Origin of the sequence: Sinomonas atrocyanea (assembly GCF_030812675.1) — a bacterium.
GTDB classification, from domain to species: domain Bacteria; phylum Actinomycetota; class Actinomycetes; order Actinomycetales; family Micrococcaceae; genus Sinomonas; species Sinomonas atrocyanea_B.
Map to the genome: position 1 here is coordinate 85,307 of NZ_JAUSTE010000003.1, position 24,548 is coordinate 109,854.

The 24,548-nt window shown below is 72.1% G+C and carries 23 protein-coding genes, 1 tRNA gene and 1 pseudogene; 10 read left to right on the forward strand and 15 right to left on the reverse strand.

The genetic code is table 11. The features are described from left to right. Positions 1–98 precede the first annotated feature (98 nt). A complete protein-coding gene (gene greA, locus J2W20_RS06200) occupies positions 99–596 on the forward strand; it encodes a transcription elongation factor GreA (protein WP_307005572.1) in 498 nt (165 codons plus the stop codon). Positions 597–682: 86 nt separating this feature from the next. Here greA and J2W20_RS06205 read toward each other — a convergent pair whose 3' ends face one another. The 4 genes and pseudogenes from J2W20_RS06205 to J2W20_RS06220 all read right to left on the reverse strand — a co-directional run bounded on the left by J2W20_RS06205 (position 683) and on the right by J2W20_RS06220 (position 4,745). Continuing rightward, on the reverse strand, positions 683–1,279 hold the full coding sequence (locus J2W20_RS06205) for a rhomboid family intramembrane serine protease (RefSeq protein WP_307005573.1): 597 nt from the start codon (positions 1,277–1,279) through the stop codon (positions 683–685). Between the two features lie 31 nt (positions 1,280–1,310). Beyond that, positions 1,311–2,564, reverse strand: coding sequence for a threonine ammonia-lyase (gene ilvA, locus J2W20_RS06210; protein WP_307005574.1), 1,254 nt, complete (start codon positions 2,562–2,564; stop codon positions 1,311–1,313). A gap of 11 nt (positions 2,565–2,575) precedes the next feature. Continuing rightward, on the reverse strand, positions 2,576–3,754 hold the full coding sequence (locus J2W20_RS06215; protein ID WP_307005576.1) for an AI-2E family transporter: 1,179 nt from the start codon (positions 3,752–3,754) through the stop codon (positions 2,576–2,578). A 41-nt stretch (positions 3,755–3,795) separates the two neighbouring features. After that, positions 3,796–4,745, reverse strand: a pseudogene (locus tag J2W20_RS06220) (aldose 1-epimerase family protein). A gap of 143 nt (positions 4,746–4,888) precedes the next feature. On the opposite strand from J2W20_RS06220, the gene J2W20_RS06225 reads away from it, so the two are divergent. From J2W20_RS06225 to galK, 3 genes are read left to right on the forward strand one after another with little or no spacing between them, the layout of a single operon-like run. After that, positions 4,889–5,686 carry a DeoR/GlpR family DNA-binding transcription regulator gene (locus tag J2W20_RS06225; protein ID WP_307005578.1) on the forward strand — a complete coding sequence of 266 codons (798 nt, stop codon included), beginning with the start codon at positions 4,889–4,891 and terminating at the stop codon, positions 5,684–5,686. Beyond that, positions 5,683–6,831, forward strand: a complete 1,149-nt coding sequence (gene galT, locus J2W20_RS06230; protein WP_307005579.1) for a galactose-1-phosphate uridylyltransferase — start codon at positions 5,683–5,685, stop codon at positions 6,829–6,831. Before J2W20_RS06225 ends, galT begins: the two co-directional genes overlap by 4 nt. Continuing rightward, positions 6,828–7,997, forward strand: a complete 1,170-nt coding sequence (galK, locus tag J2W20_RS06235; protein WP_307005581.1) for a galactokinase — start codon at positions 6,828–6,830, stop codon at positions 7,995–7,997. Before galT ends, galK begins: the two co-directional genes overlap by 4 nt. Positions 7,998–8,072: 75 nt before the next feature. Here galK and J2W20_RS06240 read toward each other — a convergent pair whose 3' ends face one another. Continuing rightward, complete coding sequence (locus J2W20_RS06240; protein WP_307005582.1) at positions 8,073–8,999, reverse strand: Bax inhibitor-1/YccA family protein; 927 nt, start codon at positions 8,997–8,999, stop codon at positions 8,073–8,075. Positions 9,000–9,162: 163 nt separating this feature from the next. Here J2W20_RS06240 and J2W20_RS06245 point away from each other — a divergent pair, with 163 nt between their 5' ends. From J2W20_RS06245 to J2W20_RS06265, 5 genes are all read left to right on the forward strand, one after another. Then, on the forward strand, positions 9,163–9,459 hold the full coding sequence (locus J2W20_RS06245; RefSeq protein WP_307005849.1) for a GroES family chaperonin: 297 nt from the start codon (positions 9,163–9,165) through the stop codon (positions 9,457–9,459). Between the two features lie 278 nt (positions 9,460–9,737). Continuing rightward, on the forward strand, positions 9,738–11,072 hold the full coding sequence (locus J2W20_RS06250; protein WP_307005583.1) for a branched-chain amino acid ABC transporter permease: 1,335 nt from the start codon (positions 9,738–9,740) through the stop codon (positions 11,070–11,072). A gap of 10 nt (positions 11,073–11,082) precedes the next feature. Further along, on the forward strand, positions 11,083–12,051 hold the full coding sequence (locus J2W20_RS06255; protein ID WP_307005584.1) for a branched-chain amino acid ABC transporter permease: 969 nt from the start codon (positions 11,083–11,085) through the stop codon (positions 12,049–12,051). After that, positions 12,048–13,133, forward strand: a complete 1,086-nt coding sequence (locus J2W20_RS06260) for an ABC transporter ATP-binding protein (RefSeq protein WP_307005585.1) — start codon at positions 12,048–12,050, stop codon at positions 13,131–13,133. Before J2W20_RS06255 ends, J2W20_RS06260 begins: the two co-directional genes overlap by 4 nt. Next, positions 13,130–14,020 carry an ABC transporter ATP-binding protein gene (locus J2W20_RS06265; RefSeq protein WP_307005586.1) on the forward strand — a complete coding sequence of 297 codons (891 nt, stop codon included), beginning with the start codon at positions 13,130–13,132 and terminating at the stop codon, positions 14,018–14,020. The genes J2W20_RS06260 and J2W20_RS06265 overlap by 4 nt, the downstream gene beginning before the upstream one ends. 160 nt (positions 14,021–14,180) lie before the next feature. Here J2W20_RS06265 and J2W20_RS06270 read toward each other — a convergent pair whose 3' ends face one another. Further along, the gene (locus J2W20_RS06270) at positions 14,181–15,332 is read right to left on the reverse strand and encodes an ABC transporter substrate-binding protein (protein WP_307005587.1); all 1,152 of its coding nucleotides are present in this window, start codon (positions 15,330–15,332) and stop codon (positions 14,181–14,183) included. Here J2W20_RS06270 and J2W20_RS06275 point away from each other — a divergent pair. After that, positions 15,295–15,540 carry a hypothetical protein gene (locus J2W20_RS06275; protein WP_307005588.1) on the forward strand — a complete coding sequence of 82 codons (246 nt, stop codon included), beginning with the start codon at positions 15,295–15,297 and terminating at the stop codon, positions 15,538–15,540. The genes J2W20_RS06270 and J2W20_RS06275 overlap by 38 nt on opposite strands. Before the next feature lie 161 nt (positions 15,541–15,701). Here J2W20_RS06275 and J2W20_RS06280 read toward each other — a convergent pair. From J2W20_RS06280 to J2W20_RS06320, 9 genes are all read right to left on the reverse strand, one after another. Then, positions 15,702–15,778: transfer RNA gene (locus J2W20_RS06280), tRNA-Leu, on the reverse strand. Between the two features lie 126 nt (positions 15,779–15,904). Continuing rightward, positions 15,905–17,344 carry an NAD(P)/FAD-dependent oxidoreductase gene (locus J2W20_RS06285; RefSeq protein WP_307005590.1) on the reverse strand — a complete coding sequence of 480 codons (1,440 nt, stop codon included), beginning with the start codon at positions 17,342–17,344 and terminating at the stop codon, positions 15,905–15,907. A gap of 34 nt (positions 17,345–17,378) precedes the next feature. Further along, complete coding sequence (locus tag J2W20_RS06290; protein WP_307005850.1) at positions 17,379–18,722, reverse strand: S8 family serine peptidase; 1,344 nt, start codon at positions 18,720–18,722, stop codon at positions 17,379–17,381. Further along, on the reverse strand, positions 18,722–19,684 hold the full coding sequence (locus tag J2W20_RS06295) for a Ppx/GppA phosphatase family protein (protein WP_307005591.1): 963 nt from the start codon (positions 19,682–19,684) through the stop codon (positions 18,722–18,724). Before J2W20_RS06295 ends, J2W20_RS06290 begins: the two co-directional genes overlap by 1 nt. Continuing rightward, a complete protein-coding gene (locus J2W20_RS06300) occupies positions 19,681–20,373 on the reverse strand; it encodes a DUF501 domain-containing protein (RefSeq protein ID WP_307005593.1) in 693 nt (230 codons plus the stop codon). Before J2W20_RS06300 ends, J2W20_RS06295 begins: the two co-directional genes overlap by 4 nt. A 91-nt stretch (positions 20,374–20,464) precedes the next feature. After that, a complete protein-coding gene (locus J2W20_RS06305; RefSeq protein ID WP_307005595.1) occupies positions 20,465–21,052 on the reverse strand; it encodes an FtsB family cell division protein in 588 nt (195 codons plus the stop codon). Positions 21,053–21,222: 170 nt separating this feature from the next. Then, complete coding sequence (eno, locus tag J2W20_RS06310) at positions 21,223–22,503, reverse strand: phosphopyruvate hydratase (RefSeq protein WP_307005597.1); 1,281 nt, start codon at positions 22,501–22,503, stop codon at positions 21,223–21,225. Between the two features lie 139 nt (positions 22,504–22,642). After that, on the reverse strand, positions 22,643–23,359 hold the full coding sequence (locus tag J2W20_RS06315; protein ID WP_307005600.1) for a MazG nucleotide pyrophosphohydrolase domain-containing protein: 717 nt from the start codon (positions 23,357–23,359) through the stop codon (positions 22,643–22,645). A gap of 41 nt (positions 23,360–23,400) precedes the next feature. Beyond that, positions 23,401–24,543, reverse strand: coding sequence for an adenosine deaminase (locus J2W20_RS06320; protein ID WP_307005601.1), 1,143 nt, complete (start codon positions 24,541–24,543; stop codon positions 23,401–23,403). Positions 24,544–24,548 lie beyond the last annotated feature (5 nt).

The window sequence follows — 24,548 nt, forward strand, 5'->3', positions numbered from 1 at the left end:
GTGGTCGAGAAAGCGCTCCCGAGGCATCGCGCCTCGTATCAGGTGCGTACGTTCCGCTGGTGGGGTCTTTGCATGGAGAGACGTTACAAGGAGACGACATGTCCACCACGACCCATCAGGGCGGCCCCTGGCTCACGCAGGAGGCGTACGACCGTCTCAAGGCCGAGCTGGACCACCTCTCAGGGCCCGGCCGTCATGAGATCGTCGAGAGGATCGAGGCTGCCCGCCAGGAGGGCGACCTCAAGGAGAACGGCGGCTACCACGCCGCCAAGGAGGAGCAGGGCAAGATCGAGGCCCGCATCCGCCAGCTGACCGACCTGCTGCGCAACGCCCAGGTGGGCGAGAAGCCCGCGGACGACGGCGTCGTCGAGCCCGGCATGCTCGTGGTCGCCAAGATCGCCGGCGAGGAGGAGCGCTTCCTCCTCGGCTCGCGCGAGATCGCCGACGGCGGCACGGACATGGACGTGTTCAGCGAGAAGTCCCCGCTCGGTGCCGCGATCGTCGGCCACAAGCAGGGTGACAAGCTGTCCTACACCGCCCCGAACGGCAAGGAGATCAAGGTCGAGATCATCTCGGCCACGCCCTACAACGGCTGATCCCGCCCCAGCACGCCCAGACGCACGACGGCGCCGCTCCCCTCGCGGGGGGACGGCGCCGTCGTGCGTCTGGGAACCAGGGCGGCTCAGGCCGCCGCGCGCCCGCGGGGCCTGAGGACGATGGCTGCGGCCACGCCGCCGGCGAGGCCGAACAGGTGGGCCTGCCAGGAGATGCCGCTGCCCACCGTGGGCAGGATGCCCAGGAGCACGCCGCCGTAGACGGCGAACAGCACGAGCGCGAGCAGGATCTGCCCCCAGCTGCGGTTGAAGAATCCGCGCACGAGCAGGAACCCGAACAGGCCGAAGATCACCCCGGACGCCCCGACCGTGATCGACGGGCGGCCGAGGAGGCTCCCGAACATCCACACGCCCAGTCCCGAGCCGAACCAGGAGAGGACCACGGCGGTGAGGAAGTGCCTCAGGCCCGCGAGGAAGGCGAGGAATCCGAAGACGAACAGGGGCAGGGTGTTGGCGAGCAGGTGGGCCCAGCTCGTCGAGTCATGGACGAGGGGCGAGGTGAGGACGTCGGGCAGGCTGCTCACGTCGCGGGGCCTGATCCCGAACATGCGGGTGAGCAGCCCGAAGGTGGCCATGTTCACGAGTTCGATCAGGTAGAGCACCGCTGTCACAGCGGTCATGGTCGCGAGACCGGCCCGGGCCCGCACTGCGAGGCGCGTGTCCATCCCTGCCCCCTCCCGCCACGACCGCGTGGCCTCAGACGTGCATGACGATCGGCTGGAACCCTTCGGCGCGCAGCGCGCGCAGCACCTGGTCGGAGTGCTCGTGGCCCTTGGTCTCCATGTCGATGGTGATCGCCACGTCTCCCATGGCGATCGAGCCGCCGACCCGGGTGTGGTCCACGCCGGTGACGTTCGCGTCGTTCTCGGCGATGATGCGGGAGATGGTGGCGAGCGAGCCCGGGCGGTCGTCGAGCATCATGCGGACGGTGAGGAAGCGCCCGGCGGCGGAGAGGCCGCGCTGGATGACCTTGAGCATGAGCATCGGGTCGATGTTGCCCCCCGAGAGGATCACGACCGTCTTCTTCGCATCGATGCCGAGCTCGGCGAGCTTGCCGTCCATGAGGGCGGCCACGCCCACCGCCCCGGCGGGCTCGACGACGAGCTTGGCGCGCTCGAGCAGGAAGATCAGGGCACGGGCCAGCGAGTCCTCGCTCACCGTGACGACGTCGTCCACGAGCTCCCGGATGATGCTGAACGGGATCTGGCCCGGGAGCCCCACGGCGATGCCGTCCGCCATCGTCGCGACCTTCGGCAGCGGCACCACGGCGTCCGCGGCGAGCGAGGGCGGGTAGGCCGCCGCGTTCTCGGCCTGGACGCCGATCACGCGGATCTCGCGTCCGAGCTCGGCGGCCTTGGCCTTCAGCGCCACGGTGACGCCGGCGAGGAGGCCGCCGCCGCCGACGCCCATGAGGACCGTGTCCACGTCCGGGACCTGCTCGAGGATCTCGAGGCCGATCGTGCCCTGCCCCGAGACGACGTCCGCGTTGTCGAACGGGTGCACGAACACCGCGCCCGTCTCGTCAGCGAAGCGCTTGGCCTCGGCCAGCGCCTCGTCGACGTTGTGGCCGTGCAGGACCACCTCGGCGCCGTGGCTCCGGGTCGCCTGCAGCTTCGGCAGGGCGACGCCGAGCGGCATGTAGATGCGGGCGCGGATGCCGAGGCGCTTGGCCGCGGAGGCGACGCCCTGGGCATGGTTGCCGGCGGAGGCCGCGACGACGCCCCGCCGCTTCTCCGACTCGCTCAGCCGGGCCATGCGCACGTAGGCGCCGCGGACCTTGAACGACCCGGCGCGCTGGAGGTTCTCGCACTTGAAGAAGACCTCGCCGCCGACCTGCTGTCCCAGCGCGCGGGACTGCTCAATCGGGGTCCTGGCAATAATGCCCTCGAGCAGCTCCTGTGCGGCAAGAACGTCGTCGAGCGTCACAGCGAGAGTCGAGAGGGCCTTCATGCTCAGTGCTCCTAGGGGGCTTCACGGGATGGCGGAACGTCTCCGGCGTCGTCCGAGGGCGCCGGCGCACCTCCAGTTTCCCACGAGTTCTCCCAGCCTCGGGCCGCGATGTAGCGCACGGCCGAGTTCGTGACGGCGAGGGTGGGCACCGCGAAGAGGGCCCCGGGGATGCCGGCGATGTACGAGCCGGCGGCGACTGCGAGGATCACGGCGACGGGATGGAGGGAGACTGCGCGGCCCATGATGAGGGGCTGGAGCACGTGCGACTCGATCTGCTGGACCGCCACGACGATGACGAGCATGATGACGGCGTTGACGAGTCCGTTCGCCACGAGCGCCAGCAGCACGGCCACGGCGCCGCTCACGAGCGCGCCGACCACCGGGATGAAGGACGCGACGAAGACGAGGATGCCGAGGGGCAGCGCGAGGGGCACGCCCAGGATCGCCGCGCCGACGCCGATGCCCACCGCGTCGACCGCGGCGACGAGCACCTGCACGCGCACGTAGCTCACGAGCGAGGTCCATCCCCGGCGCCCGGCGCCGTCGGCGGCCGGCCGCGCCTGCCGCGGCAGGAGTCCCACGAGGAACCTCCAGATGCGCTCGCCCTCGAGCAGGAAGAAGACGAGGACGAACAGGGCGATGAGTGCCCCCGTGAGGAAGTGGCCTGCAGAGGACCCCACGCTGAGCACGCCGCTGACGAGGGTGCCCTGGTTCGACTGGAGGAGGCGCTGGGCGTCGTTGGTGTAGGCCTCGAGCTGGGAGGAGGTGACCTGCAGCGGGCCCTCCGCGAGCCACTTCTGCACCTCGGCCAGGCCGGCGAGCGCCTCATCCCAGAGCTGCGCGAAGCCGATGGAGATCTGGCGTCCCACGAGGGTGAGCAGGCCCGCGACGGCCGCGATGAAGCCGATCTCGGTGATCGCGACGGCGAGGCCCAGGGGGACGTTGGCGCGCCGGAGCCAGCCGACCACGGGGCTGAGCAGGCCGGCGAGCAGGGCAGCGACGAGCACGGGGATCACCAGGAAGCTCAGCTGCGCGAGGGCCCAGGCGATGGCCCACGCGACCACGAGGATGATCGCGGTGCGCCAGGACCAGGCGGCCGCGACCCGCAGGGCGAACGGCAGGTCGGCGTCGCTCACGGGGCGGGCGGCCCGGGCGGGCGTGGGGCGGGGTCCGGGGGGTGTGGGCTCCATGGCCCCATCCTGCCAGAGGCCTTCAGGCGCCCGTCGCGCGCCTAGAGCTCCGAGCCGATCCCCCACCGGATGGAGGCCGAGGCGCCGGGCTCGAGCCAGCCCAGCCCGGCCCCGCTGTTGAACGCGTTCGCCGCCCCGCTCATCGGCTCGAGGGCCACCGCCTTGGCGCGCCCCGGGAAGGTGTCGGTGACGAAGACGTGGGTGTACGGGCAGGTCTGCTCCTGCCACAGCCACACGCTGCGGCCGTCCTTTGCAGCGAGCGTCGCGCGGGCCGCCCGGGGCGAGCCCGCGCCGTCGTCCGCGACGTCCTCGAAGGCGAGGTCGGTGTAGCCGGAATCGAGGGCGAGGCAGAGACGGGCTGGCCTCTGCGGAGGTCCGCGCGGCCGGAGACCGGCTCGGAAGACCGGGGAATGAGGCGCTGGTCGGCGATGAGCCGGGTCCGGCCCGAGACGGTGAGCGTGAGCTCCTCGCTGGGGACGTCGCCGATGCGCAGGTAGGGGTGCGCGCCGAGCACGAACGGAGCGGTGGTGTCCGAGTCGTTGGCGAGGGTCTGGGTGACGCTGAGGCCGCCGTCGGACCCGAGCGCGTAGTCGACCCGGTGGCGGAGGAGGAACGGGTACCCGTGCTGGGGGAAGACGACGGCCTCGAGCGCCACCGCCGACTCCGTCTGCTCGAGGAGGCTGTAGCCGGTGTTGCGCAGCAGTCCGTGGCTCGCGTGCCCGTGCTTGGGCTCGGTGATGTCCAGCTGCTGGGCCCGTCCGTCGAGGGACCACCGTCCGTCCTCGATCCGGTTCGCCCAGGGCGCGAGGGTGATGCCGGTCGCCCCGGGCGGGATCTGGCCGTCGCCGTACGTCTCGGTGAGGGCCACACCGTTGCGCGTATAGGAGCGCAGGCCGGCGGCGAGCTCGGTGACGACGGCGACGGCGCCCGCGCGCCGGAGTTCGTGCTGCCGTCCGGTGGCGGCGCGGCGGGCGGTCGGTGAAGGTGTCATGGGACCACGCTAGCCCGCTCCCGGCACGCAGCCCGTGCTGCCGCGGGGTCTTCCCAGCAGACCGACAGAATGTTATCTTTTGTTAGAAAGCTGTTGTTTCTGTTAACCGACTCCCCTGCCGGGGAGCCGAGGCGGGGGGACCGATGCTGGCCGCGGAACGCCATGCGTACATCATCGCGGAGCTCGAGCGGCGCGAGGCCGTCCGGGTGACCGAGCTCGCGGCGACGCTCGGCGTCTCGGAGATGACCATCCGGCGCGACATCGAGCACCTCGAGCAGCAGGGGCTGGCCCGGCGCGTGCACGGAGGTGCGGCCCGGCCCACGGACGTCGGGTTCACCGAGCTCGGGTTCGAGGTCAAGAGCGAGCACCGCCCCGACGCCAAGAGCGCCATCGCCCAGCAGGCGGTCGAGCTGGTCCGGCCGGGCGCGACCATCTTCGTCACCGCGGGCACGACGACCTTCACCTTTGCGCACCTCCTCGCAGGCATCCCGGACCTCACGGTCGCGACGAACTCGATCAAGGTGGTCGAGGCGCTCGGCGCCGCCGGCGCGGTGCGGACCATCCTCACCGGCGGGGAGCGGACGCCCTCGGAGGCCCTCGTGGGGCCGCTCGCGACGTCGACGCTCCGCCAGCTCCACGTCGAGGTGTGCTTCATGGGGGTGCACGGGCTGCATCCCCGCGCCGGCCTCACCACGCCGAACATGCTCGAGGCCGAGGCGAACCGGGCCGCCGCGGAGGCCGCCGCCCGGCTCGTGGTCCTCGCCGACCACAGCAAGTACGGCCTCGTGGGCCTCGCACGGATCCTGCCCCTGAGCGCGGTCGACACCCTCATCACCGATGACGGCCTCTCCGCCGGGGCCCTGGACGAGCTGCGCCAGCACGTCCCCGACCTCATCGTCGCGGCCGTCGAGGACGCCCGACCCACGAAGGGAGCACAGTGACTGCACCCCATGCCCCGAGGATCACGCCGGCGCGGCTGTCCGACGGCCGCGAGCTGCTGTACTTCGACGACCCGGGCACGCCGCCGCGCGTGCCGGTGGCCGATCAGCGCGGCCTCGAGCACCGCGCCGCCCCCGGCGAGCTGCGCTACGACGAGCTCTCCGGCGACTGGGTCGCCGTGGCGGCCCACCGTCAGTCCCGTACCCACCTGCCGCCCGCCGAGGCCTGCCCCCTGTGCCCCAGCACACCGTCCAACGCCTCCGAGATCCCCGACGCGGACTACGACGTGGTGGTGTTCGAGAACCGCTTCCCGTCGCTCGGGCCGGACACGGCGGTGGTCCCCCCGGCGCTGCCCTGGGGCGACACCGTGCCCGCCGCCGGCCGCTGCGAGGTCGTGTCCTTCACCTCCAGCCACACCGGATCCTTCGCCCAGCTGCCGTACGAGCGCGCCCGCACCGTCGTCGAGGCGTGGGCCCAGCGCACCGCCGCCCTGAGCGCGCTGCCCGGCGTCCGCCAGGTCTTCCCGTTCGAGAACCGGGGGGCGGAGATCGGCGTGACCCTGCATCACCCCCACGGCCAGATCTACGCCTACCCCTACGTCACCCCGCGGGCCGCGCAGCTCGGCGCCGCCGCGCGCCGGTTCTACGACCACGCGGACGGCCGGACCACCCTGCTCGGGACGCTCCTGGACCGCGAGCGCGCGGCCGGCGAGCGCGTGGTCCTCGAAGGGGAGTACTTCACGGCGTACGTGCCGTTCGCCGCGCGCTGGCCGCTCGAGGTCCACCTCGTCCCGCACCGCCACGTCGCCGACTTCTCCGCCCTCGCCGGCGAGGAGAAGGACGAGCTCGCCCACGCCTACCTCTCGCTCCTGCGGGGCCTGGACGCGCTGTACCCGACGCCGACCCCCTACATCGCGGCCTGGCACCAGGCCCCGCTCGAGGCCTCCCTGCGGCCCGCGGCCCGCTTCCACCTCCAGCTCACCTCCCCGCGCCGGGCGGCCGACAAGCTGAAGTTCCTGGCCGGGTCCGAGGCGGCCATGGGCGCCTTCATCAACGACACCACCCCCGAGCAGGTCGCTGCCCGGCTGCGCGGGGCCCTCGCCGGCGCCTCGGCGGCCCGCGCAGCCACCGGAAAGGCGCCCGCATGAGCATCAACCTCCCCCGGCAGGAGGCCGCCGGGGCCGCCCTGCGCGCCTTCTCGGAGGCCTTCGGCGGGGCGCCCGACAGCGTGTGGCGGGCACCGGGCAGGGTCAACCTCATCGGGGAGCACACCGACTACAACGAGGGCTTCGCCCTCCCGTTCGCGATAGACCTCGCGGCGCACGTGGCCGTGCGGGCTCGCCCCGACCGGCTCGTCCGGCTCCTGTCCACACACGGCGGCGGCGTCGTCGAGCTCGATCTGGACGCGCTCTCCCGCGATGCCGCCCCCGGGTGGAGCGTGTACCCCGCCGGGGTCGCGTGGGCCCTCGCCGACCACGGAGTCGGCCTGACGGGGTTCGACCTCGCGCTCGACTCGACAGTCCCGGTGGGCTCGGGCCTGTCCTCCTCGCACGCCATCGAGTGCGCCGTCGTGACGGCCCTGGCCGAGCTCGCCGGAGCCGATCTCGCGCCTGAGGACTTCGTGCTCCTCACCCAGCGCGCCGAGAACGCGTTCGTCGGCGCGCCCACGGGGATCCTCGACCAGTCGGCGTCGCTGCGCGGCGCCTCCGGGCACGCCGTGTTCCTCGACTGCCGCGACCAGGGCGTCGAGCTCATCCCGTTCGACGCCGGCGCCGCGGGCCTGGCCGTCCTCGTCGTCGACACCAAGGTGGCGCACTCGCATGCGGGGGGCGGCTACGCCGAGCGCCGGGCATCCTGCGAGCTCGGCGCGGACGTCCTCGGCGTCGCCGCGCTGCGGGACGTCTCCTCCGAGGACCTCGCCGAGGCCCGCGGCCTCCTCGATCCGGTGACCTTCCGGCGCGTGCGTCACGTGGTGACCGAGGACGAGAGGGTCCTGGCGACCGTCGCGGTGCTGCGCTCCGAGGGGCCGGCCGCGATCGGGCCCCTGCTGGACGCGAGCCATGCCTCGATGCGGGACGACTTCGAGATCTCGTGCCCCGAGCTCGACCTCGCCGTGGAGGCCGCGCGCTCGGCCGGCGCCCTCGGGGCCCGCATGACCGGCGGCGGCTTCGGCGGGTCGGCGATCGCCCTGGTCCCGCGCGCTGCCGAGGGAGCGGCGCGGGACGCCGTCACGGCCGCGTTCCGCCGTGCGGGGTTCGCCGCCCCGGACCTCTTCACCGTGGTCCCGGCCGACGGCGCCCGCCGGGTCCTCTGACCCCGGGCCGCGACCACGGCCCCTGCAGCACGAAGCCCCCGGACGGCGGTCCGGGGGCTCTGCGCGCTCGGCGCCTCAGTCGTTGCTGTTGAGGATCGCCAGGAGCCTGAGCAGCTCGGTGTAGAGCCACACGAGGGTGACCGTCAGCCCGAAGGCTGCGGTCCAGGCGAACCGGCGCGGGGCGCCGGCGCGGACGCCCTGCTCGATGCTGTTGAAGTCGAAGATGAGCGAGATCGCCGCGAGGACGATCGCGAACAGGCCCACGAACACCCCCAGCGGGATGCCGAAGATGTGCACGCTGCTGCGGAGCCCCCACGCCCCCAGGCCCGGGTTGACGAGCATGATGACCACGTTGACGAGGCTGAACGCGAGGTAGCTCACGAGGGCGATCAGGAGGAACTTCGCCAGGCGCGGGGTGGCCCGCACCTTGCCGCTCTTGTAGAGGCCGAGCGTCACGGCCGCCACGACGATGGTGCCGATGACCGCCTGCAGCCCCACGCCGGGCGCGACCGCGTCGATCAGGCGCGTGATGCCGCCGAGGAAGAGGCCCTCGAGTCCGGCGTAGGCCAGGATGAGCCCGGCCACGGGCTCGCGCTTGAACGAGTTGACCAGCGCGAGGACGAAGCCACCGAGCGCACCGACGACCATGAGGCCCAACGCCGCCCTCGCCGGGACGGCCAGGGTCACCGCGGCCCCGACCACGACGAAACCGAGGCAGGCGAGCGTGCGGACGATCACGTCGTCGTACGTCATGCGTCCCGTCTCGGCCGGGCCTGCGGACGGCGCGCGGTACAGCTTGTCGAGCTGCTCGGGCGTCATGGGCTGCTGCGGGTACCCCGGCTGCCCGTAAGGCCCCTGGCCGTGCTGCGTCTGGCCATAGGGGGCCCCGCCGTACGGGGCCTGCCCGTACGGGCTTTGGCCCTGGGGCTGGGCGGGCGCGGCGGTGGCCACGGCGCTCCTGTAGTTCTTCCCCCGGAAGACCGGGTTGCCCCCAAATGCCATGTCGGCTCCTTGTCCATCTCATGCTGCGGTGTCGCGGCCCCCGCGGGTGCTGGGGAGCCGCTACTGGAGAGCACGCCCGGGAGGCCCCAGAAGTTCCCGCCGCTACACTGTTGCGGTGCCGAACGACGCGACCTCCGCCCCCCAGCCCCGCCTCCCCCTGCGGATGCTCCACGACCGCATCCTGGTCGAGCTGGACAAGGAGGCGAGCGAGCGGCGCTCCGCGTCCGGCATCGTCATCCCGGCGACCGCCGTGCTCGGCAAGCGGCTCGCCTGGGCCGAGGTCGTCGCCGCCGGCCCCAGCGTCCGGCAGGTCTCGGTCGGCGACCATGTGCTCTTCGACCCCGAGGACCGCGCCGAGGTGGAGGTCGCGGCCAAGGACTATGTCCTGCTGCGCGAGCGCGACGTCCACGCCGTCGCCGAGAGCGACGAGCCCGCGCGGGACCTCGGCCTCTACCTCTGACCTGGCCCGCGGCCCCGGTCGGCACCGTTCGGACGGGCGCCGCCCCGACCGCAAAGCTGCCCTAAAGAAGCATTGGGGCGCAGCTTCACAGTTGTTACCGGATCGCGACCTCCAGCACCCCTCCGCGCCGCCGATCGGCCCCCGTCCCGCGGGGTAACATGACGTCCAGCGGGTGAGGTTCGTCACACCCCGGGCCTCAGCTCCGGCGATCGGCCGTGCCCGCTGCACCGACCACCGGCTGGCACCCCCAGCCGCACCCGTACAGACGGAGGCCCCACGTGAGACGCACAGCCTCGGCCGTCCCCAGGTTGCGCGCGCGGCGCGCACTGGTGGCGGCAGGCGCCCTGATCGGCGCCATCCTCGCAGTGCTCCTGGCCGTGGCCCCGGCCGCCGAGGCGACGACCTCGCCCAGCCCGGGCCCCAGCCAGTCCCAGTTCCAGAACAGCATCTCGGGCTTCCTGCGCAATGCGGGCCAGCCGCTCCAAGGCGTCAAGATCACGGCCGAGGGCAATGGCTTCAGCGGCAGCACCACGTCCTCGGCCTCCGGGGCGTGGACGATCTCGGTGCCCACCCAGGGCAGCTACAAGGTGACCCTCGACGAGTCCACGCTGCCCCAGGGCATCAAGCTCGCGGACGGGCAGGAGAACCCGCGGACGGTGACCTTCAGCCAGACCTCCAACGCGAGCACCATCTTCGCGTTCGGGGCCGGCATCCAGGTGCACCAGGAGAGCTTCTTCACGAATCTGGCCAACCGCCTCGTCGCGGGCCTGAGCTTCGGCCTGCTCCTGGCGCTCTCCGCCGTGGGCCTCTCGCTCATCTTCGGCACCACCGGCCTGACGAACTTCGCCCATGGGGAGATGGTCACGCTCGGTGCCGTCGTCGTCTTCTCGACGAGCGCCGTGGGCGTGCCGTTCTGGCTCGCCATCCTCGCGGGGCTCGCCGCCGGAATCGCCTTCGGCTACGTCCAGGACGCCTTCCTGTGGAAGCCCCTGCGGCGACGCGGGACGGGACTCGTCCCCATGATGATCGTCAGCATCGGCCTCGCCCTGGCCTCCCGCTACGTGATCCTCTTCTTCTTCGGGGGCGCCACCCAGCAGCTCCCCTACTCCCAGTCCACGGACATCGACCTGGGGGTCGTCTCGATCTCCCCGAACAACCTGTGGTCCCTGCTGATCTCCGTCGTCGTGATCCTCCTGATCGCCTTCGCCCTGCTGCGGACCCGCCTCGGCAAGGCGACCCGCGCCGTCGCCGACAACCCGGCCCTCGCGGCAGCGAGCGGGATCGATGTCGACCGGGTGATCCGGCTCGTCTGGGTCACCGGCGGCTTCCTCGCGGCGCTCGGCGGGATCCTGTGGGCGTACTACCGCCCGGGGGTCTCCTTCAACATGGGCCAGCAGCTGCTGCTCATGATCTTCGCGGGCGTGACCCTCGGTGGCCTCGGGACCGTCTTCGGCGCCCTCGTGGGGTCCATCGTGGTGGGCATCTTCGTGGAGCTCACCACCGTCTTCGGCCTCACCTCGGACCTGAAGTACGTCGGGGCGCTGGTCGTCATGATCCTCGTCCTCCTGTTCCGGCCCCAGGGCATCCTGGGCCGACGTGAGCGAGTGGGCTGAGGAGGCCACCATGGATTTCGGACAGATTCTTCTCGAGGCGCTCGGCGAGCTCGTCAGCCCCACGACGGCGGCCTACGCCCTCGCCGCGCTCGGCCTCGCCGTGCACTTCGGCTACTCGGGGCTGCTCAACTTCGGCCAGGCCGGCTTCATCGCGGTCGGCGCCTACGCGTTCTCGATGAGCACGATCCACCTCGGCTTCCCGTTCTGGCTCGCCCTCATCGTGGCGGTCGTGGCCTCGGTCGTGTTCGCCCTCATCCTCGGCATCCCGACCCTGCGGCTGCGGGCGGACTACCTGGCGATCGTGACCATCGCCGCGGCGGAGATCATCCGCTACATCGTCACGACCAACACCCTCACCGACGTCACCGGCTCGGCCAACGGCCTCGCCGGCTTCCGCCAGGACTTCCTGAGGCTCAACCCCTTCCCCCCGGGGAGCTACCTCGGCTACAGCAGCCCCGACTTCTTCTACCGGTTCTTCGGCTGGGGACTCGTCGTCATCTTCGGCGTGGGGGTCTGGCTGCTCATGCGCAGCCCCTGGGGCCGAGTCCTCAAGGGCATCCGCGAGGATGAGATGGCCGTGCGCTCGCTGGGCAAGAACGTCTACTCGTACAAGATGCAGGCGCTCGTGATCGGCGGCATCCTGGGCGCCCTCGCGGGGCTCGTGTTCACCCTTCCCCGCGACGTCGTGCAGCCGGCGAACTACGGCACCGAGTTCACGTTCTTCCTGTGGACCTGCCTCCTCCTCGGCGGCATGGCGACGGTGCTCGGGCCGATCGTGGGGGCCATGATCTTCTGGGTCGTGCTCTCCCTGACCCAGAATGTGCTCTTCGGGCTGATCCAGATCGGCGTCCTGCCGTTCCTCAGCCCCACGCAGGCAGGCCAGCTGCGCTACATCCTCGTGGGCGTCGCCCTCATGCTGCTGATGATCTTCCGGCCGCAGGGCGTGTTCGGCAACAAGAAGGAGCTCGCATTCTCATGAGCGAGGCATACACCACCGCCGGCGGCGCCGTCGACTACATGACGGACAGCCGCCCCATCAGCGAGGGGCCGGCAGCGCCCGGCTGCCGCAAGCGCGACCCGATCGTCGTCGCGGACAACGTGAGCCGGCGCTTCGGCGGCATCAATGCCGTGGACGTCGAGCACCTGGAGATCCCGCGGCACAAGATCACCGCGCTGATCGGGCCCAACGGCGCCGGCAAGACGACCCTGTTCAATCTCCTCACGGGCTTCGACACGCCCCAGTCGGGGACGTGGCAGTTCGAGGGCCGCGACCTGGCCGGAATGGCCTCCTACAAGGTGGCCAGGCTCGGGATGGTGCGCACCTTCCAGCTGACCAAAGTCATGGGCAAGCTGACCGTCATCGAGAACATGCGGCTCGGCGCCTCCGAGCAGCCCGGCGAGAAGCTCCGCAACGCCCTGTTCCGCGGGATCTGGGGCGGCCGCGAGAAGGACATCACGGCCAAGGCCGAGGAGCTGCTGGCCAAGTTCAAGCTCGACGCCAAGCGCGACGACTACGCCGCGTCCCTCTCCGGCGGCCAGCGCAAGCTCCTCGAGATGGCCCGGGCGCTCATGGTCAACCCCAAGCTCGTCATGCTCGACGAGCCGATGGCAGGCGTGAACCCCGCCCTGACCCAGAGCCTCCTCGACCACATCAAGAACCTCAAGGCCGAGGGCATGACCGTGCTGTTCGTCGAGCACGACATGCACATGGTCCGCCACATCGCCGACTGGGTCGTGGTCATGGCCGAGGGCAAGGTTGTGGCCGAGGGCCCGCCCGCCGACGTGATGAAGGACCAGGCTGTGATCGACGCCTATCTGGGCGCCCACCACGACGTGGACCTCGGCGCCGCGGGCGGCCTGAAGGAGCTCGAGCAGGAGCTGGCCGCGGACGAGGAATCGGTGGTCGGCACGGCCGACGCCGGGATCATCTCCGAGGAGTCCGTCCTCGCCGAGGCCGAGACGATCACCGTGACCCACCCGGGCAAGCACCGCGCCGCGCCCGGAGAGGCCGCCGATGCCGGCGACGCGGCCGTGGACACCGGCAAGGAGGAGCAGAAGTGAGCGAGCACACCGCACCCGCGGCACCCCCGGCGCCGGACGGCGAGGCCGTCGTGACCGTCACGAAGCTCGTGGCCGGTTACCTGCCCGGGGTCAACATCCTCAACGGCTGCAGCATCGAGGCGCGCAAGGGCGAGCTGATCGGGATCATCGGCCCGAACGGGGCCGGGAAGTCCACGCTGCTGAAGGCCATGTTCGGCCTGGTCAAGGTCCATTCCGGCTCCGTCGTGGTGCGCGGGCAGGACCTGACCGGGCTCAAGGCGAACAAGCTCGTGACCCGTGGCCTCGGGTTCGTGCCGCAGAACAACAACGTCTTCACGACGCTCACGATCGAGGAGAACATGCAGATGGGCATGTTCCAGCGGCCCAAGGCATTCAAGGAGCGCTGGGACTTCGTGACGGAGCTGTTCCCCGAGCTCGGCAAGCGCCGGGCGCAGCGGGCCGGCTCGCTCTCGGGCGGCGAGCGGCAGATGGTGGCCATGGGCCGGGCCCTCATGATGGACCCCGCGGTGCTCCTCCTCGACGAGCCCTCGGCCGGCCTCTCCCCCGTCAAGCAGGACGAGACCTTCCTGCGGGTGCACGAGATCAACCGCGCCGGCGTCTCCGTCATCATGGTCGAGCAGAACGCCCGTCGCTGCCTGCAGATCTGCGACCGCGGCTACGTCCTCGACCAGGGCCGCGACGCCTACACCGGGACCGGCCGGGAGCTGCTCAAGGACCCGAAGGTCATCCAGCTCTACCTCGGCACCCTCGCCGACACGGTCGAGGGCCAGCCAGCCGAGGGCCAGCCGGCCGCGAGCCAGGCCGCCGAGGGCCACACGGTCGAGGGCCAGGCCGCCCAGGGCCACGAGGGCGGCGGCCCGGGGAAGGCCGCCGGCCAGGCGGACTAGCCTCTCCCAGACGACGGCGCCGCCCCACCCTCCTCGGGTGGGGCGGCGCCGTCGTCTGCGCGCCGCCAGGAGCGCCGGCCCTTCCGCCCCTGGACGTGCCGGGGCCCCGGCCCCCTCGCGGGGACCGGGGCCCTGAGCCGGGCTTCCCAGCGGGCTGGGGTCAGCTCAGCTTGCCGAACTCCTCGCGGACCGGCTGCGGCTTGTTGTTGTCGTCGAACTGGTAGATGCCGATGTAGGCCTCCTGCGGGTCGCCGTTCTTGGCGAAGGAGACCGGGCCGGACTTGCCGTCGTAGTCGATGTCCTTGCCCTGGCGCAGGAGCGTGACGCAGGTGGCGAAGTCGTAGCACTTCTCGCCGCCCTCGGAGACATCCTGCAGGTGCGCTGCGATGTCCGTGCCCTTGGTGCTCTTGGCTTCCTCGGCCGCGAGCGCGATCAGGTTCACGGCATCCCAGGACTCACCGGCGTAGTTGTAGTCCTTCAGGCCCGAATCCACCGTGGCGAGCTGCTTCTTGAAGTCGTCCTTCGCGAACGTCCCGGGGGTCGTGCCCTGGGCGCCCTTGAGCGTGCCCGGCTTGAGGTCCTTGCTGTAGTCCGAGGTGTTGCCGTCGACGAAGAACAGCTGCGTCGGCTTGACGCCCTTGGCGGTCAGCAGCGGGATGATCTGCTTTGCCTGGTCGAAGGAGATGACCGCGATCGCGTCCGGCTTGGCCGCCACGACCTTGTCCACCTGCGAGCTGAACTGCGAGTCGCCCTCGTTGAACAGCTCCTGGTCGACGACCTTGCCGCCGGCGCCCTCGAACGCCTTCTGCACGTTGTCGCGCAGGCCAGTGCCGTAGGCGTCGTTGAGGACGATCATGCCGAGCGTCTGGGCGCCGCACGAGGCCATGTAGTTGCCGAGCACCCGGCCCTGGAGGACGTCGGACGGGGCGGTGCGCCAGTAGAGCCCCTTCGCGTTCCAGGTGCTGAAGTCCGGCGACGTGTTCGCCGGGGAGAACATCACGGTGCCGGCGCCGGTGATCTGGTTGATGACCGTCTTGGAGACGCCCGAGGACGCCGCGCCGATGATCGCGGACACGCCCTGCCCGAGGAGGTTCGTCACCGACTGGGTCGCGATGTCCGTCGTCGTGTCGCCGGAGTCGCGGTGCGTGATCTCGACCTTCTGGCCGAGGACGCCGCCGGCGTCGTTGATCTGCTTCACGGCCAGGTTCACGCCGGCGATCTCGGGCGGGCCGAGGAACGCGAGCGCACCCGTCTGCGGGAGGAGCGAGCCGAGCTTGAGCGGGGTCGGCGACGTGGTCGAGGACTTCGGCACATCCCCGGGGGCGACCGTGGCCGCGGCCGAGGCGCTGCCGGCACCGGCCGACGAGCTCGGGGCGGGGCAGGAAATCGTGCCGGAGGCGGCGGCGCTGCTCGAGCTGGAGCTGGACGGCGTGCCCGAGGAACCGCTGCACGCGGTCGCCAGGATGGCGACCCCGATGCCGAGTGCAGCCAGCTTCGCCGCCCGGGGCGCAGCCTGGTGACGTTGAATCATGCGTAATCTCCTCCATCGAAGGGCGCGGAAAGCCCCTGATGCGAACAATCAGGTGTTCCTGATTAGAAGACAGGCTAATTCAACGGTTAACGACGGTTACAGTGATTGAGGTCACAGCCTTGTAACGCCTGCGCAGGTCTGCTCCAGACATGGTGCCCCAGCAGGGACTCGAACCCTGACTGAGCGGATTTTAAGTCCGCTGCCTCTGCCGATTGGGCTACTGGGGCGCGCACCCAGCCTACTGGCTCGCCCGCGTGCCGCGCCGCGGGTGCCTGCCGGGAGCACGACGGCGGCCGCCTCCTGCGCGGGAGGCGGCCGCCGTCGTCGTGGTCGGCGCGGGGCCGGCGGTGGGACTACTTGGCCCCGGCCGGAACCTTCTCGCCGGCGTCCTGGGCCTTCGGCGCCGGGGCGGCAGCGGGCTTCGGGGCGGGCCGGGCGGCGCTCTCGAACGCGGCGCGCGGGTTCTCGAGGCCCTGGAGCGGGGTCGTGTCGCGGCCTGCGAACAGCGAGGAGAACCAGTCGAGGAGCACGCGGAACTTGCGCTCCGCGGTGGGGATCGCGAGGCCGTGGTAGCCGCGGTGGGCAAGCCACGCGAGCGGGCCCTTGAGCCCGATCCGGCCGAACAGGTTGATGTTCGCGACGCCCTTCCAAGGGCCGAAGCCTGCCACGGCGCCGAGGTTCTTGTGCTTGTAGTCCGTCAGCGGCTTGTCCCAGCGGTTGGCCCACAGGTTGTTCGCGAGGACCTTGGCCTGCCGCAGGGCGTGCTGGGCGTTGGGCACGCAGGTGCCGTCCGGGAGGCCCTTGCCGGTCAGGTCGGGCACGGCGGCGATGTCGCCGGCGGCCCAGGCGTTCTCGATGATGCCCTCGTCGCCGGCGATGCGCAGGTCCGGGAGGACGCGGACGCGGCCGCGCGGCTCGAGCGGGAAGCCCGTGGCGCGGACCATCGGGTTGGCCTGCACGCCGGCGGTCCAGACGAGGGTGTCCGCCTCGAACTCGTCCGCCGGGGTCTTGTCCGGCATGTTGATGAGCTTGAGGGAGCCCTCGGCGTTGGCGAGGGAGGTGTTCAGGAGCACCTCGATGCCGCGGCTCTTCAGGTGGCCCACGACCCACTCGGCCTGCTCGGCGGTGACCTCGGGCATGATGCGGCCCATGGCCTCGACGAGCACGAAGCGCACCTCGTCCTGGCTGAGGCGCCCGTTGTTGCGGACGGCCTCGCGGGCGAGGTCCTCCATCTCGGCGATCGTCTCGATGCCGGCAAACCCGCCGCCCACGACCACGAAGGTCAGGGCGCGCCGGCGCTCGGCGGGGTCCGTGGCGGTCGAGGCGAACTCGATGCGCTCGATGACCTGGTTGCGGAGGGCGATGGCCTCCTCGATAGTCTTGTTGCCGATGCCGGCCTCGGCGAGGCCCGGGATGGGGAACGTCCGCGTGATGGCGCCGGCGCCGAGGACCACGTCGACGTAGGGGACCTCGACCGTGCCCTGGTCGCCCGGGAGCTCCACGACGGCCGTGCGGGCCTCGTGGTCGATGCTCGTGACCGAGCCCTGGATGACCTCGCTGTCCTTGAGGTGCTCTCGCAGGGAGACGACGGCGTGGCGGGCCTCGATGTTGCCGCCGGCGACCTCGGGCAGGAACGGCTGGTACGTCATGTACGGGTTCGGGTCGACGACCGTGACGATGCCGCCGGCCGAGGCGATCTTCTTCTGGAGGTTCAGGGCCACGTAGAGGCCGACGTAGCCGCCGCCGACGACGAGGACGCGGGGGCGATCGACAAGCTGCAGGGAGGAAGGCATGGATCAAGCGTAGCGCAGTTTGTGAAAATATTCACTAGCTCTCGGGGTGCGACTCCTCGGCTGACATCGGGGCCGCGGCGCCGGGCGGGAGGGCCTGGCCGTCGGCCCGCAGCCGGCCCGCGCGGCGCCAGAGGTGGAGGCTGCCGCCGGCGGCGACGCCGAGCACGAGGACCGCCGAGAGGACCACCGTCAGGGCGGGCCACGGGCTCTCGACGGTGTCGGGGCGGGGCGTGGGCACGGGCGGCTCAGCCACGGCCTTGGCCGGGGCCGTGGGGGCGGCCGTCTCGTTCGGGGCGGCGGGGGCGGTGCCGGCTCCCTTGCGGTGGACCCTGATCCAGTCGGCGATCGAGCCGAGGGGGTTGACGGCGGTGACCGGCACGTCCGCCTTCAGCGCCGCCTCGGCGTCGAGGATCCCTCGGCCGTAGATCGGGTCCGGCCCGGGTGCGCCGGCGTCCTTCGCGGTCGAGACGATCCTGTTGATGACCTGGGCCGCGCTCATATCCGGCCACTTCGAGCGGATGAGCGCTGCCACCCCCGCGACGACCGGCGCAGCCCCGGAGGTGCCGGCCCACTCCGCGTACTGGCCCCCGGGCAGTCCACCGGCGAGTTCCTCCGCCGGCGCGGCCACGCCGATGCTGATGCCCTGGGACGAGGAGTCGACGCTGGCCTTCCGCTGGCGGTCGAGGCCCGCGACGGTCAGGACGCCTGGGATGGTGGCGGGGGCGCCGACCTGGATGTTGCCGCCCACGCGGTTCCCGGCAGCAGCGACGATCACCACGTCGTGCTGTTCAGCGTAGAGGAACGCCGAGTCCCAGCTCTCGGGCCAGACGGGCGAGGAGCTGCCGAGGGAGATGTTGATGACCTTGGCGCCCTGGTCCACGGCCCAGCGCACGGCGTCCGGGATCTGCGCCTGGTCGGAGATGCCGGCCGGGTTTGGCGAGCCGAGCCAGGTCGAGGCCGAGAGGAGCTGTGCCTCGGGGGCCACGCCCACGATCCCGTCCGGGCCCACACCGTCCTTGCCCGGGTCCTGGCCGTGGCCGCGGCCGGCAAGCATCGTGGCCACGAGCGTGCCGTGCTCGGGCTTCGCGCCGATCGGCTTCTGCCCGTCAGGTGAGCCCGCGCCGGAGGAGTCGTGGCCGCCCACGACCGCGCCGTGCAGGTCCGGATGGGTGCCGTCGATGCCGCTGTCGATCACGGCCACCTTCACGCCGGCTCCCTTGGAGACCTCCCAGGCCTTCTCGATCCCATATTCGCCGAGCCAGTACTCGCGGTCCCGGATGCTGTCCGCCCGGGCAGCGGGCGCCGACGGCAGGAGGCCGAGGAGGGCCGCGGTCAGGGCGGTGAGGAGGGAGAGGGTCAGTGCGGTGGCGCGTCGGATCACGTGGTCTTCTTCGTCAGGGTGCTCAGGGCGATGCCGTCGAGGATGTCGTGCTCGCTCGTGACGGCGGTGGAGATGCGGCCGTCCGTGAGCGCGGACAGCCGGCCGAGGATGCGGCGCCACACGAGCGCCCCGGCGCCGATCACGTCGACGCGGCCGGGGTGCATGTACGGCAGCTCTGCCCGCTGCGCGTGGGTCAGCCCCAGCAGTGAGGTGCAGGCGTCGGCCACCTGCCCGAGCGGCAGCTCGGCGCCGTGGATGCGCTCGGGCTGGTAGGCCGGCAGGCGGAGGGCGTGCGCGGTGATGGTCGTGATCGAGCCGGCGACGCCGATCACGGCGGTGGCCTCGGCGAGCGGCACGTCGGCGAGGGCCTCGTCGATGCCCGCGTCGGCGTCGCGCTCGGCCGCGGCGACCTCCTCGGCGGTGGGCGGATCCGAGCGGAGGTGCCGCTCGGTGAGGCGGACGCAGCCCATGTCGATCGAGCGCGCGGCCCGGACCCCGGCGGCGTCGCCGAGGACGAACTCCGTGCTGCCGCCGCCGAGGTCCACCACGAGCACGGGGCGGCCGGCGGCCAGCGGCAGGACGCTCGCGGCGCCGGCGAAGCTCAGCGCGGCCTCCTCGGCGCCGGGCACGATCTCGGGCTCGACGCCGAAGCGCGCCCGGATGCCGGCGACGAACTCGTCGCCGTTGCGCGCGTCCCGCATGGCCGAGGTCGCCACGAAGCGGACGCGCTCGGCGCCCAGGTCACGGACGGTGGCGGCGTAGTCGTCGGCGGCGGCGAAGGTGCGCTCGAGCGCCTCGGGAGCGAGCATGCCGGTTGCGTCGACGCCCTGGCCCAGGCGGACGACGCGCATCTCGCGGCGGACGTCCGCCAGGCGGGGCGCGCCGTCGTCGCCGGGACGCGTGTCCGCCACGAGGAGGCGGATCGAATTCGTGCCGCAGTCGATGCCCGCTACCCTCATGCCCGCTCCTCCCCCGCCGCGTCCTCTCGCTCGGCGGGGTCCCCGGCGGTGTCCATCCGCCGGACGGGCGCGGGCCGGCCGGTCATCGCGGGCAGCCCCTGCGGGCCGTGGCGGGAGAGGTCCCGGTCGGGGGCCTGCCCCTCCGTGTCCCAGGCCCCCGCGCAGGAGCAGGCGTCGGGCGTCCACCAGGCCGAGATGCCCTCGACCGCCTCGTCGCCGAGCGGGTTGACCCCGGGTCCGAGTGCGAGCGACTGGCCCACGAGCACGTGGAGGCACTTGACCCGGGTCGGCATCCCGCCGGCGGAGACGCCGTCGATCTCCGGGACGGGGCCGGTGCCCGCGCGGCGGCCGATCTCCTCGCGCGCCGAGAGGTAGGCCTCGTGCGCCCGGCGGTACGCGGCGGCCAGTTCGGGGTCGGCGACCAGCCTGTCGTTCATCTCGGCCATCATCCCGGCGGCCTCGAGGCGCGAGACCGCGGAGGTGATGACGGGATGGGTCAGGTAGAAGGTAGTGGGGAACGGGGTGCCGTTGGACAGCCGCGGAGCGGTCGCAGCCACGAGCGGGTTCCCGCACACGCAGCGGGCCGGGATGGCGACCACGTCGCGCACCGGGCGCCCGAGCTGGCGGCTCAGGGTCTCGAGGTCCGCCGGCGTCGGGGCGTCGGCGGGCGGCTGGGGGGTCTCGGTCACGGGGATCTCACTGTCCTTGGTCTGGTCGGGCGCGCACGACGCCGCCCTGCCGCCTTCTCGCTGGGGCGGCACCGCGGGCACCGCGCCGGGCTCAGTCGGTCGCGGCCCGCACGAACGCGTCCCAGAAGCCCTGGGTCCACGGCGTGTCGCCGGCCGCCGGGGTCTGCGTCCCGCTGCTCGCGGCGGCCGGGGTGCCGTCCTCGCCGAAGACCCAGTACGAGGTCTCGCCGGGCATCACCATGTTAATGCGGTCGCGGGCCTGCTGCTTGACGTAGTTGGGGTCCTCCCACCGGGCGATGGACTGCTTGAGCGAGTCCTGCTCGGCGTGCTTCGCAGCGATGTCTGCCTGGAGGGAGCTGATCTCGGCCCGCTGGCCGAGGAAGACGCGGACGGTCGGGGCCAGCATGATCGTGATGGCGACGAGGACCACGGCGAGGGCGATGATGCGGCCGGAGAACGCCCGCGCCGGCACGGGGGCGCTGTCCACGGAGACCGGGGTCTTGAGCGGGACCTTCGGCCCGGTCCGGCGCTTCGCACCGCCCGGCGGCCTGGGTGCCCTGGGGGCGGCCTTGGGAGCAGGCGCCGCGTCCTGGGCCGGCTCCGCGGGGGCGGCGGGCGCGGCCGGCGAGGGTCGCTTCGGGGCCGGCGTGCGGGGCACGGCCGGTCGACGCGTCGCCATGGAAGCTCCTTGGGTTGGTCTCCTGTGTGCGGCCGGCCCGCGGGGGCCGGCACCTGCCCGATGCGCCGCGGCGGCCATCGTCATTCCACGATAGCCGCCGCGGGGCGCGTTTCCGCGCAGGTGCCGCCCGCGGTGCCGGTGGCCGGCGCCTGAGGGCGGAGAGGAGGGTGTCAGCCCTTGAAGCGCGGGAAGGCGCTGCGGCCGGCGTAGCGCGCGGCGTCGTCGAGCTCCTCCTCGATGCGCAGGAGCTGGTTGTACTTCGCGACGCGCTCGGAGCGGGCCGGGGCGCCGGTCTTGATCTGGCCGGCGTTGGTCGCGACGCAGATGTCCGCGATGGTCGTGTCCTCGGTCTCGCCGGAGCGGTGGGAGGTGATGGTGGTGTAGCCGCTGCGCTGGGCGAGCGAGACGGCGTCGAGCGTCTCGGTGAGCGAGCCGATCTGGTTCACCTTCACGAGCAGGGAGTTGGCCGTCTTGGCGTCGATGCCCTGCTGGAGGCGCTCGGGGTTGGTCACGAAGAGGTCGTCGCCGACGATCTGGACCTTGTCGCCGATCTCCTCCGTGAGGATCTTCCAGCCCTCCCAGTCGTTCTCGTCGAGCGGATCCTCGATGGAGACCAGCGGGAAGTCCTTGACGAGCTCGGCGTAGTAGGCGCTCATCTCGGCGGCGGAGAGCGACTTGCCCTCGAACTGGTAGGCGCCGTCCTTGAAGAACTCGGAGGAGGCGACGTCGAGCGCGAGCGCGATGTCCTGGCCCGGGGTGTAGCCGGCCTTCTGGATGGCCTCGGTGATGAGCTCGAGCGCGGCGCGGTTGGAAGGCAGGTTCGGGGCGAAGCCGCCCTCGTCGCCGAGGCCCGTCGCGAGGCCCTTCTCCTTGAGCACGCTCTTGAGGTTGTGGTAGACCTCGACGCCCCAGCGGAGGCCCTCCGAGAACGTCTCGGCGCCGATCGGGGCGATCATGAACTCCTGGATGTCCACGTCGGAGTCCGCGTGCGAGCCGCCGTTGAGGATGTTCATGAGCGGCACGGGCAGGACGTGCGCGTTGGGGCCGCCGAGGTACTTGTACAGCGGCAGGTTGGCGGAGTCGGCGGCCGCGTTGGCGACGGCGAGGGAGACGCCGAGGATCGCGTTGGCGCCGAGGTTGCCCTTGTTGGCAGTGCCGTCGAGGTCGATCATGGTCTGGTCGATCGCGCGCTGGTCGGTGGCGTCGAAGCCGGTCAGGGCCGGAGCGATCTGGTCGAGGACGGCCTCGACGGCCTGCTGGACGCCCTTGCCCTGGTAGCGGCCCTTGTCGCCGTCACGGCGCTCCACGGCCTCGAACTCGCCCGTCGAGGCGCCCGAGGGGACCGCGGCGCGGCCGAGCGAGCCGTCGCTGAGCAGGACCTCGACCTCGACCGTGGGGTTGCCCCGGGAGTCGAGGATCTCGCGGGCGTGGATGGCATCGATAAGGGCCATGAATGTGCTCCTTGGTGGATGGAACGGCTCTGACTTGGGTGGCACAGCCCGCGCCGGTCCGCGGGGCAGGCACGGTGTCGCCCCCAGACTATCCGCCCCGCGCGCGGCGGCGCGACCTGTGACGGGGCCCCGTGCCCGCTCAGAGGCGCCCGACGGCGGCGCGGAGCGCGCGCTCGGCGTCCAGGCCGAGGGCGCGCGCCGCACGGACCGTGTCGAGCAGGAAGTCCCCGAGTTCCTCCTCCGTCGCGAACCCCGCCGAGGTCGCCCCGTGGGGCGCCGAGGTCGGGCCGTCGGTCATCCCGCCCGCGCCGACTGCCCCGTCGAGGGCGCGCCGGCGCTCGGCCCGCCCCAGCGCCTTCTGCGCGAGCGCGAGCGCGGGAAGGTGCCGCGGCAGGCCCTCGAGCGCATCCGGGCCGACGAGACGCGGCGAGGCCTCGCGCCCGTGCGCCGGGTCCTGGCCCGCGCCGGCGGCCTTCTCCTCGCGCTTGGCCTCGTCCCACGAGGCGATGATCTCCTCGACCGTCGTGGGGAAGCCCGGCTGCAGCGCGCCGTCGGGCGTGAAGACGTGGCGATTGCGCCGCACCAGCTTGGCCGTGAGCGCCTCCGCGACGCCGTCGAGGTCGAACGCGCCGCGCTCCCGGGCGATCTCGGCGTGCAGGACCACCTGCAGCAGCACATCGGCAAGCTCGCCGCGCAGCTCCTCCTCCGGCTGGCCGTCCTCGATGGCCTCGACGAGCTCGTAGGACTCCTCGATCAGGTATGTCACGAGGGAGGCGTGCGTGAGCGCGGCCGTCCAGAGGCAGTGTTCACGCAGGAGCCGCACCACCTCCACGAGACGGTCGACGGCGGCACTCACCTCACGCCTCCCGCCGCACCGTCGGCGCCACCGGGCCGCGCCTACTCGGCCAGGTTCGCGTAGGCCTCGTTGATGTACTCGACGAGGTCCTCGCGGTCCTCGAGCGGCAGGAACGCGGCCTCGGCGGCGTTGAGCGTGATCTCGAGCAGGTCGTCGAGGTCGTAGTCGAACGCCTCGACGAGGAGCTCGAACTCGTCCGTGAGCGTCACGCCGCTCATGAGCCGGTTGTCGGTGTTGACCGTGACGTTGAAGCCGAGCTCATAGAGCATGTCGAACGGGTGGTCGAGGATGTCCTCCCCCCAGGCGGCGATCGCGCCGGTCTGGAGGTTCGACGACGGGCACAGCTCGAGCGGGATGCCCCGGTCGCGGACCCATGCGGCCAGCTCCCCGAGCGTCACATCCAGGATCGGGACGCCGTCCTCGTCGACCTCGTCGGTCGATTCGACCGTGATGTCCTCGGCGATGCGCACGCCGTGCCCGAGGCGGAGGGCACGCCCGTCGACGAGGGCCGACTGGATGCTCGCGAGGCCGGCGGCCTCCCCGGCGTGGACGGTGGCCGGGAAGTTGTTCTGGGCGAGGTAGGTGAAGGCCTCGGCGAAGCGCGAGGGCGGGAACCCGTCCTCGGCCCCGGCGATGTCGAACCCGACCGCGCCGCGGTCCCGGTGGCGCACCGCGAGCTCGGCGACCGCCTGGGAGTTGTCGGCGTGGCGCATGGCCGTGACGAGCTGGCCGACGGCGATGACGCGGCCGGACTCCTCGACGGCGGCCATGCCGTCCTCGAGGCCGGCCTGGACCGCCTCGACGGCCTCGTCGAGGGTGAGGCCGTCGGTGAGGTGCTGCTCGGGCGCCCAGCGCACCTCGCCGTACACCACGCCGTCGTCCGCGAGGTCCTCGACGAACTCCTTCGCGACGCGGCGCAGCGCCGGGGCGGTCTGCATCACGGCGATCGTGTGGTCGAACGTCTCGAGGTACCGGGGCAGGGAGCCGGAGTCCGCGGCGTCGCGGAACCACTGCCCGAGGGCCACGGGGTCCGTGGACGGGAGCTCGTGGCCGATCTCGGCGGCGAGCTCGATGATGGTCGCGGGGCGCAGGCCGCCGTCGAGGTGGTCGTGGAGGGAGACCTTGGGCAGCGCCCGGAGGTCGAAGGAGAGGTCCGGGGCGGCGTCGATGTTCGGCTCAGTCACGGCTC